At 48.7% G+C, this 9,384-nt stretch carries 6 protein-coding genes; all 6 read right to left on the reverse strand.

All coding sequences use genetic code 11. From position 1 onward, the window contains the following. Positions 1 to 197: 197 nt before the first annotated feature. Positions 198 to 3,692, reverse strand: a complete 3,495-nt coding sequence (gene dnaE / locus ACRJJO_RS21365) for a DNA polymerase III subunit alpha (protein ID WP_431067584.1) — start codon at positions 3,690 to 3,692, stop codon at positions 198 to 200. Positions 3,693 to 3,911: 219 nt separating this feature from the next. Further along, complete coding sequence (gene rnhB, locus ACRJJO_RS21370) at positions 3,912 to 4,478, reverse strand: ribonuclease HII (RefSeq protein WP_431067586.1); 567 nt, start codon at positions 4,476 to 4,478, stop codon at positions 3,912 to 3,914. Positions 4,479 to 4,764: 286 nt separating this feature from the next. Further along, positions 4,765 to 5,535 carry an acyl-ACP--UDP-N-acetylglucosamine O-acyltransferase gene (lpxA, locus tag ACRJJO_RS21375; RefSeq protein WP_341326080.1) on the reverse strand — a complete coding sequence of 257 codons (771 nt, stop codon included), beginning with the start codon at positions 5,533 to 5,535 and terminating at the stop codon, positions 4,765 to 4,767. A gap of 2 nt (positions 5,536 to 5,537) precedes the next feature. Then, positions 5,538 to 5,981: a 3-hydroxyacyl-ACP dehydratase FabZ gene (gene fabZ / locus ACRJJO_RS21380; RefSeq protein WP_014149549.1), complete on the reverse strand. Its 444-nt coding sequence runs from the start codon at positions 5,979 to 5,981 to the stop codon at positions 5,538 to 5,540. Between the two features lie 73 nt (positions 5,982 to 6,054). Beyond that, positions 6,055 to 6,555, reverse strand: a complete 501-nt coding sequence (locus ACRJJO_RS21385) for an OmpH family outer membrane protein (RefSeq protein ID WP_404360065.1) — start codon at positions 6,553 to 6,555, stop codon at positions 6,055 to 6,057. 257 nt (positions 6,556 to 6,812) lie between these two features. Then, positions 6,813 to 9,128: an outer membrane protein assembly factor BamA gene (gene bamA / locus ACRJJO_RS21390; RefSeq protein WP_431067585.1), complete on the reverse strand. Its 2,316-nt coding sequence runs from the start codon at positions 9,126 to 9,128 to the stop codon at positions 6,813 to 6,815. Positions 9,129 to 9,384: the final 256 nt, after the last annotated feature.

A 9,384-nucleotide genomic window follows, 5' to 3' on the forward strand; every position in this document is an offset into this window, starting at 1 on the left:
ACGCTCTAGCGTCTCGTACCGCTGGAGCGGTACTCAGGCGTTCCCACGCAGAGCGAGGGAACGATAATTGCCGGGGGACTGAATAGTTACTAAATTTCAGCATTAGCGCATGAAGGCACCAGGCCCAACCGTCAATGGACCTGAACGATTTCCAGTATAATCCCCAAACATCCAGGAAAAGACGCCCCTTTCACCTTTCACCGATATCTAACCTCAACAGCCTCCGCCCCCAGCAAACGCTTCAACCGCAAGACTAATTCATCCGAAGGATGCACGCGCCATTTATCGCCGAATTGTAGCGATGACTTGGCTGTTGCGGAACGATAAGCAAGTACAATAGGGCAAGAGCCGCCTTTGAACGGTTGCAACGTCTCATCGAGCTTATCAACGAACGACCTCGCATCGCTCTCTTCATCGGTATTCGCCCACTGCAATGCAAGACATCGGGCATATTGATTACGTGCGTCTTCGATACTGTATAGTTTATCGACCGTCAACCTCAGCATGCCGCTAAAATCGTCAATCGCAACACCGCCCTCTGCGACCAGCAACGCATCCTTAGACAATAAATCGCGGTATCTTTCGTAACTATCGCCGAAGATTGCCAATTCAAGACGGCCGGACCGATCATCCAAGGTCGCAAACCCCATCGTTTTGCCGTTTTTATTTTGCCGCGTCCGTAATTCCACGACTAATCCTGCGGTGCGTGCCTCCATTTTTCCTCGCGTGCGCTCGACATCACCCAAGATCTTAGCAATCTTGCCATGCACGATATGCTTTAATTCCGATTCGTATTGCGTAATCGGATGTCCGGTTAAGAACAAGCCTAGGGTCTGCTTTTCCGCGGCCAATCGCTCCGATTCGGTCCAAGGCTCGGCTTGAGTCGTATAGACGTCCTCCTGTATCTTATCGTCCTCATCGGGCATGCCTAATCCGAACAAGTCGTTTTGTCCGGTTTGGGCCATCTTGCCGTACTGTTCGGCCACCCGTAATGCAATTGGCAATTCCGCCAAATGCGCCGCTCGATTGGCATCGATCCGATCGAACGCACCCGCCCTAATCAATGCTTCAAGCACACGACGATTGACCTTCCTCAAATCGACGCGCTTGCATAAATCGTACAGCCCTGCAAAAGATCCGTTTGCTTCGCGCTCTTTTAATAAATCCTCGATCGCGGATTCGCCGACCCCTTTGATTGCACCGATTCCATACACGATTTGACCTTTGTCGTTGACCGTGAAACGATAATTCGATTCGTTGAGATCGGGCGGGCAAATCGCCAATTTCATTTCGCGGCATTCTTCAATCAACACCACGACTTTATCGGTATTGTCCATATCGGAAGACAGCACCGCCGCCATAAACTCGGCAGGATAATGCGCCTTCAGCCAGGCGGTTTGATAAGCGACCAAGGCATAGGCTGCCGAATGCGATTTGTTGAAACCGTAGCCGGCGAATTTTTCCATCAAGTCAAAGATATACGTCGCGACGCTTTCCTCGATGTTATTCGCAACCGCGCCTTGCGTGAAAATTTCGCGCTGTTTGGCCATCTCCTCGGGTTTTTTCTTACCCATCGCGCGACGCAGCATGTCCGCACCACCGAGGGTATAGCCGGCCAGTTCACGAGCGATCTGCATGACCTGCTCTTGATACAGAATAACGCCGTTGGTCGATTTAAGAATCGGTTCCAACATGGGATGGGCATATTCGGCTTTTGCACCGTGCTTGACGTTGATGTAATCGTCGACCATGCCAGACTCGAGCGGACCGGGCCGAAACAAAGCCACCAAGGCGATGATATCGTCGAAACAATCGGGTTTGAGCTTTTTGATCAACTCTTTCATGCCGCGCGACTCTAACTGGAATACCGCGGTCGTCTGCGCTTTCTTCAATAGTTCATAGGAGGCCGAATCGTCGCGCGGAATCGTGCTAATATCGACGATAGCTTCGCCTATTTGCTGCTTTTTTCGATTGATCGTCTCGAGCGCCCAATCGATGATCGTCAGCGTCCGAAGCCCCAAAAAGTCGAACTTGACCAGACCGACCGCCTCGACATCGTCCTTGTCGAATTGCGTGACCAAATTGCCGCCGCCCTGCTCGCAATAAAGCGGCGTAAAATCGGTCAACTTGGTCGGCGAAATTACTACCCCCCCGGCATGTTTACCGGCATTACGCGAAATCCCCTCGAGCGATTTCGCCATGTCGATCAGCGTTTTGACCTCCTCTTCGTTCTCGTACAACTGTTTGAGATCGGGGCTATCCTGCAGCGCCTTGATGAGCGTCATGCCGATTTCGAACGGAATCAGTTTCGCCAAGCGGTCGACGAAGCCGTAGGAAAAGCCAAGCACCCGGCCAACATCGCGCACTACCGCTTTTGCCGCCATCGAACCATAGGTAATGATCTGCGCAACATGGTCGCGACCATAATGCCGCGCAACATAGTCGATGACTTCATCGCGCCGGTCCATGCAAAAATCGACGTCGAAGTCGGGCATCGAAACCCGCTCCGGATTCAAGAAGCGTTCGAATAATAAGTCGAATTCGATCGGATCGAGGTCGGTGATTTTCAAGACATAGGCGACCAGCGAGCCCGCGCCCGAACCCCTGCCCGGCCCAACCGGAATCGCGTTGTTCTTGGCCCATTGGATGAAGTCGGCAACGATCAGAAAGTAGCCCGGAAACCCCATCTGCGTAATCACTTTCAGCTCGGTCTCGAGCCTGTCGTGATAAACCCGGCGGTTTTCTTCTTCGCTACCTGAGCCGAAAGCCGAATGTTGTTGAAAGCGTTCTTCGAGCCCCTGGCGGGACACTTCGATTAGATAATCATCGATTGTCATACCTTCCGGAACCGGAAAGTCGGGTAAATAATTTTCGCCGAGGGTCAACTCCAGATTACATCGCTTGGCGATTTCGACCGAATTTTCCAAGGCTTCGGGAATATCGGCGAACAGCTCCTGCATTTCTTCACTGCTACGCAGATATTGCTGATTGGTATAATCTTTCGGCCGCCGATTGTCATCCAAAACCCGCCCTTGATGAATACACACCCTGACTTCATGCGCATCGAAATCCTCCGGACGAATAAACCGGACATCATTAGTCGCGACGACCGGCAAATCCATTTGTTGAGCTAAATCGACAGCCGCCGCCACATAGCGTTCTTCCTCGGCTTTACCGACACGTTGCAACTCGAGATAAAAGGAATCTTCGAATAAATGACTCCATCCCTCGGCTAACCGTTTGGCCTCGTCGACATTTTCCGCTAACAAGGCCCTGCCAATATCGCCGCTCATGGCTCCTGATAAGGCGATCAGCCCATTATGATTGTCGGCGATCCATTCGCGCTGAACCATAGGCACGCCTTGATGCTGACCTTCCTGATAAGACTTTGAAATCAATTCGGTCAGCGTCGTATAACCATTAAGGTTTTTAACCAACAGCGTTAAACAATAAGGCGATGATGGATCGTCTGGATTGAAGATGTGCACATCGGCGCCGGAAACGGGTTTTATCCCTTGCCCAAGTGCTGCTCGGTAGAACTTGACCAACGAAAAAAGATTGGATTGTTCGGTGACTGCGACGGCCGGCATGTTCATGTCGGCCAAGGCTTTAATCAGCGGCTTGATTCGAACAATGCCGTCAACCAGTGAAAATTCGGTATGAAGTCTAAGATGAACGAATGAAGGTTGCATGTGGATGGGGTATTATCGCGCGGCGCAGAGGCGCGGAGATTTGAGGGAGCTTAAGCTCTGCTAGCCATGAACTTAATAACGCGAAAATAGATTTTATACCTTATTTCGGAGCCGGGTGAATAAGCCCATTTAGGTTCTTTAACAGCATCTATAAGCTAATGCTGAAATTTGAGTGTGATAGCTATAACTTAATCTCCGCGCCCCTGCGCGAGACTAAAATTATTTAATCAAGGCCTTTACCGGAGCGAAAGATTTTCTGTGAAACGGCGTAATACCAAACTGCATTAATTGTTGCCGATGCAGCGGGGTCGGATAGCCTTTATGCAAATTGAAACCATAGCCCGGATAAAGCCGCTCCAAAAACAGCATTTCTCTGTCTCTAGCGACCTTGGCCAAGATTGAAGCCGCGGAAACGGCCGGCACCTTCGAATCGGCTTTGACCATGGCCTCTCCTGGTAAATCGATCGGGGGGTAACGATTGCCGTCAACGATAATCCAATCGGGAACCGGATCGATCATGGCGATTGCTCTTGCCATCGCCAACAGCGCCGCGTGCAGAATATTGATGCGATCGATCTCGCTCGGTTCCGCCCGCGCCACGGCCCAACATAGCGCATCCCGCTTAATAGTCAACGCCAGTGCTTCACGTTGCTTTTCGGAAATCTTCTTCGAATCCTTCAAACCAGCAATCGGCTTATTCGGGTCTAAAACGACAGCCGCCGCAAATACGGCACCGGCTAGACATCCTCGACCGACTTCGTCGACTCCGGCAACTCTTTGCATAATTACTGTGAAAGTTCGTAGATTTAGACTCATTATCTGATTTTTCGATATACAAATCTCCGTTCTGGCAATCCCGGTTCCGGAGAGGGTGCGGTTGCTCGACCGGCAGGCGTCGGCGGCAGGGCAGATTTTTGCTCCTGCAAAATCTGCATTCATGCCATCCATGGCAATCAGTCGCCGCCGTCGAGCCTACATGGACGTATTCACGGCGTCCTGTCGGGCGAGTGACCGCACCCTCTCAACCAGAGAACTTTCATTTGCCGGGGCGATGGCTATGCCTTCTTGAACGTTATCGTAGAATGCCCCGAGTCACGTTCCTCAGGAAACTGACCATGGTCGACAACTCGTCGCTATCGCCAGCCATGCCTTCCATTTCCTCGATCGCATCCTCGAGCTTTAGGTTCATTTTATAAAGAATTTTATAGGCCTTTCTGATTTGCCGAACGGCTTCCGGCGACACGCCATTGCGTTCCATACCTACCGAATTGATGCCATGCGGGCGCGTTGGACGACCGCCGACCATCACGAAAGGCGGTATATCCTGCGTAATCGCGCTACCCATCGCCGAAAAACTGTATTGTCCAATTTGGGTAAATTGATGAACCAGCGTAAAACCGCCTAGTATTGCGTGATCGCATAAATGCACATGGCCAGCCAGCGATGCGCCGTTGGCCATAATTACATGATCGCCGATCACGCAATCGTGTGCGACATGGGTATAAGCCATAAACAGATTATCGGAGCCGATCTGCGTTAAGCTGCGGTCTTGCAATGTCCCTCTATGCATCGTCACGAATTCTCGAATGACATTCCTATCGCCTATTTCAAGCCGAGTTACCTCGGAAGCATATTTTTTATCTTGAGGATCTTCGCCTATCGAGGAAAATTGATAAATCCGATTATCCTTGCCTATACTGGTCGGCCCGTTGATGACGACATGAGGCCCTATGACCGTACCGGCTCCAATCGTGACATCCGGGCCTATGATCGAGAACGGGCCGACAGTGACATCATCGGCTAATTGGGCGCGCTCGTTAATAACTGCTCTTGAATCTATCAAAATCAATTCACCGCTGCGGCACACATAATGTTGGCACTGGCCACGAATTCGCCTTCCACTTCGGCTCGGCAATCGAACGACCAAATATTGCGTTTACTTTTAACGAATTTGGCTTCCAGCATCAATTGGTCGCCGGGACTCACCGGTCTCTTGAATCTAGCATTATCGATACCCACCAAATAATAAGTCATACCTTTTCCCAAATTAGGATCTGTTTCCGACGCCAACAAACCGGTCGCTTGCGCCAACGCTTCCAAAATCAGCACACCGGGCATTATGGGCAAATGCGGAAAATGCCCTTGAAAAAAGGGTTCATTGTAAGTCACGTTTTTAACGGCCAACAATCTGACGCCGGGTTCACATTCGACCACTTTATCGACCAATAAAAAGGGATAGCGATGCGGTAAAAACTCTTGAATTTGTAAAATATCTAGCTTGATAGACATGAATGATAAAGTGTTATTATTGGTTGATAGGTGATTCCGGCAACTTTAGCCTTTTGCTTTCATAACACCTGAATTAATCAGGCATTGCGGACAGTTTTTGCTGAATTTGATTGGTGACATCGACCGTTTCGCTCGCATAAATAACCCCTTCGGTCAGCAATAAATCGAAACTTTGACTCTTGGCCAATTCGCGGATCGCTTCGACAATTTTGCGCTGTAATTTGCCCAGTTCTTCATTGCGGCGAATATTGAAATCTTCACTGAACTCTTGCTGGCTTCTTTTAAATTCGCGTTGTTTATTAAGAATGTCTTTTTCCAGATTTCTTCTTTCGGAATCGCCCATGACCGCTGCATCCCTGTTCAATCTTTCCTCAAGATTCTTGATATCGTTTTGCTGAGCGACAAGCTGCTTGTCCCTCGGAGAAAATTCTTGCTCCAAACGTTTTTTGGCTTTTTCAGCCTGAGGCGCCTTTTCCAAAACTGCCGGAATATTGACAAAACCGATTTTCAAATCCGCCCAAGCCATATTGGCGCTCAACAGTAAACCCAAAAATAAAACAAATTTATTTTTCATTATCGAACTCGTAATTTAAATTAAAAATAGTGTCCATAAACGGACAAACCTGCGATGTAACCGCCAAATTATAGGTGATAACCCGCTTAAACCAAAAATATACTTCTGTTAACCCAGCCTTAACAAATGTAGTACCTACGGTCTAAATTATTGAAGCATAAGAATTAAAAAACGCGCCAAAAATGGCTTTGTAGTGCTATAACATTTTTATTACCTTAATATTCAATGTCTTATGTACGGCAAATGTTAAAGCAGAGTTAAAATCCGGAACCGAAAGAGAACTGGAAGATTCTTTCGTCATCGTCTTCTTGAACATTCAGTGGTTTACCGGCACTGACCGCGATCGCGCCGAACGGCGACAACCATTCGCCGGATATGCCGACCGAGTAACGCATATCTTCTCCGATATTGCTAGGGCTGTCGGAAACCGTACCCACATCGAGAAAGGTGCCGAGCCGAACCGACTTGAGATCCTTCATGAACGGAATCGGAAAAAACACTTCGGCGCTGCCGGTTACTTTGGTAGATCCACCGAATGGTCGTCCTTGCGAGTCTCTCGGACCCAAGGTGTTGTCGTTAAAGCCGCGCACCGAACGCACGCCGCCGGCAAAATAATGCTCGAAAAACGGTAAGTCGTCGGTCTTGCCGTAGCCGTCGCCGTAAGCCAATTCGGCACTTAAACTAAACGTTAAATCCTTAGCGATCGGAAAATATTGCTGCTGTTTATAGCTGACTTTGTAATATTCCAAATCGCTGCCCGGCACCGTGCCTAACGCGGATAGTCGGTACTGGCCGCCGTCGGTCGGAAAAATCGCGCGGTTCAGCGTGTCGTAGGTCCAACCGATCGACGGCGAAAGCGTAAGGTAGGACTCGCTATCGCTATCCTTACAGTCCTTTCTCTCAACGCAGCCCGGATCTATGAAATTTTTGACTTCATTCGCAGAGAAAGACGTCGACTTGAGCTTGGTATGCCTCAAATCGATATTGAAATTGAGCCGGTTGAATTCGCTGAGCGGAATGCCGAAATTGGCCCCGGCATTCGCCACGTCGGTCAAATAGCTGGAGATGTTCGCCTGCTGCGCGTCGGTGGTCCGGTAACCGATATCGTAGCCGAGACTAACGCCATCCAAGGTAAAGTAAGGGTTGTAAAAACCGAAGCGATAATTGGTCGAAATATCGCTGTTGTTAAACGCTAAGTTAAGCCGCTTACCGGAACCGAAAACATTATCCTGAGATACGTTGGCATTAACGATAATACCTTGCACTTGCGAAAAACCGATACCGGCCGTCAAATTACCGGCCGGCCTTTCGGTGACCGAATAATTGACATCGATCTGGTCGGCAGTGCCTGTAACGGGCGGTGTTTCGACATTCACCTCTTCAAAATATCCCAAACGCTCGAGACGCACCTTCGACCGCTCGATCTTGCTTGTCGACGCCCAACTCGACTCCATTTGGCGCATTTCTCGGCGCAGCACTTCATCACGCGTCTTGGTGTTTCCTTTGAAATTGATGCGGTTGACATAGACACGCTTACCCGGATCGACATAAAAAGTCATCGCAACCGTTTTATCGACATCGTTAATTTCAGGCACCATGTTGACATTCGCAAACACATAACCTTCATCGCCCAAGCGATCGGAAATCGCTTTCGAGGTTTCGGTCGCGTTCTTCCGAGAAAAAATTTCGCCCGGACCCACTTGCACCAATTTAACCACTTCTTCGGGATCGATAATGAGATTACCGGCGACTTTGACTTGCTCCAACATAAACACCTCGCCTTCCTTGACGTTGACGGTGATATAGATTTCTTTTTTATCGGGGGTAATCGCCACTTGCGTCGATTCGATCGAAAAATTGATATAGCCGCGATCGAGATAATAGGAGCGCAAGCGCTCGAGATCCGCCGATAATTTTTGTTTAGAATATTGATCGTCTTTCGTATAAAACGACAATAAATTGCCCGTGCTCAATTCGAAATTATCGAGCAAATCGTCGTTATCGAAGGATCGGTTGCCGACAATATTGATTTCCTTGATTTTCGCTACTCGGCCTTCGGAAATATTGATGCGAATACCCACGCGGTTGCGGGTCAAAGGAGAGACTTCGGTATCGATTTTAAGGCCGTATTTACCGTGACTAAAATACTGGCGGCTCAATTCTTGCTCAACCTTCTCGAGCATTTGTTGATTGAAGACCTTACCCTCGGCAAGCCCAATATTATTCAAGGCCTTGAGTAAGTCTTCGGAGCTAATATCCTTATTGCCTTCGAAAATAATTTTAGCGATCGATGGCCGCTCCGTAACATTGACGATCAGCGTCGAACCTTCCCTCGCCAGCGAAACATCCTTGAAAAAGCCGGTTTTAAATAAGGCCCTAACCGCGTCAGGAATTCGATCCTCCGATAAAAACTCGCCAACATTGACCGGAAGATAATTGTAGACGGTCCCCGCAGAAATTCGCTGCAAGCCATTGACCTGAATATTATCGACCACAAATCCATCGTCGCCTTTAACCGCTTGGGAAACAACCAGAAACAGTATAAAAAGGCGCGTAAAAGTCTTTAAATTCATGAAGAGGAATGGAAGCATCGATACGATTTAGCTAAAGTGCGATTATATCACAGGAATTTGAACATCCATATTGCCGAAAAGTCATCATTTTTTCTGTAAATTTAATGACTTGATGTCTTGAATTGCTATAAATCGAGACAAATTTCCTTATATTCCAATGAGTAATTGACTAAAGTTATTGCAAGTTGGGAGATTTAATTTGCGGTTAGCGGTTAGCGGTTAGCGGTTAGCGGTTAGCGGTTAGCGGTTAGCGGTT

Source organism: Methylotuvimicrobium sp., assembly GCF_050611805.1.
Taxonomy (GTDB): domain Bacteria; phylum Pseudomonadota; class Gammaproteobacteria; order Methylococcales; family Methylomonadaceae; genus Methylotuvimicrobium.

Bases quoted from the DNA above. Each gene is read 5' to 3' on its own strand.
- dnaE (WP_431067584.1), bottom strand. From the start codon at position 3,692: ATGCAACCTTCATTCGTTCATCTTAGACTTCATACCGAATTTTCACTG.
- ACRJJO_RS21385 (WP_404360065.1), bottom strand. From the start codon at position 6,555: ATGAAAAATAAATTTGTTTTATTTTTGGGTTTACTGTTGAGCGCCAAT.
- fabZ (WP_014149549.1), bottom strand. From the start codon at position 5,981: ATGTCTATCAAGCTAGATATTTTACAAATTCAAGAGTTTTTACCGCAT.
- bamA (WP_431067585.1), bottom strand. From the start codon at position 9,128: ATGAATTTAAAGACTTTTACGCGCCTTTTTATACTGTTTCTGGTTGTT.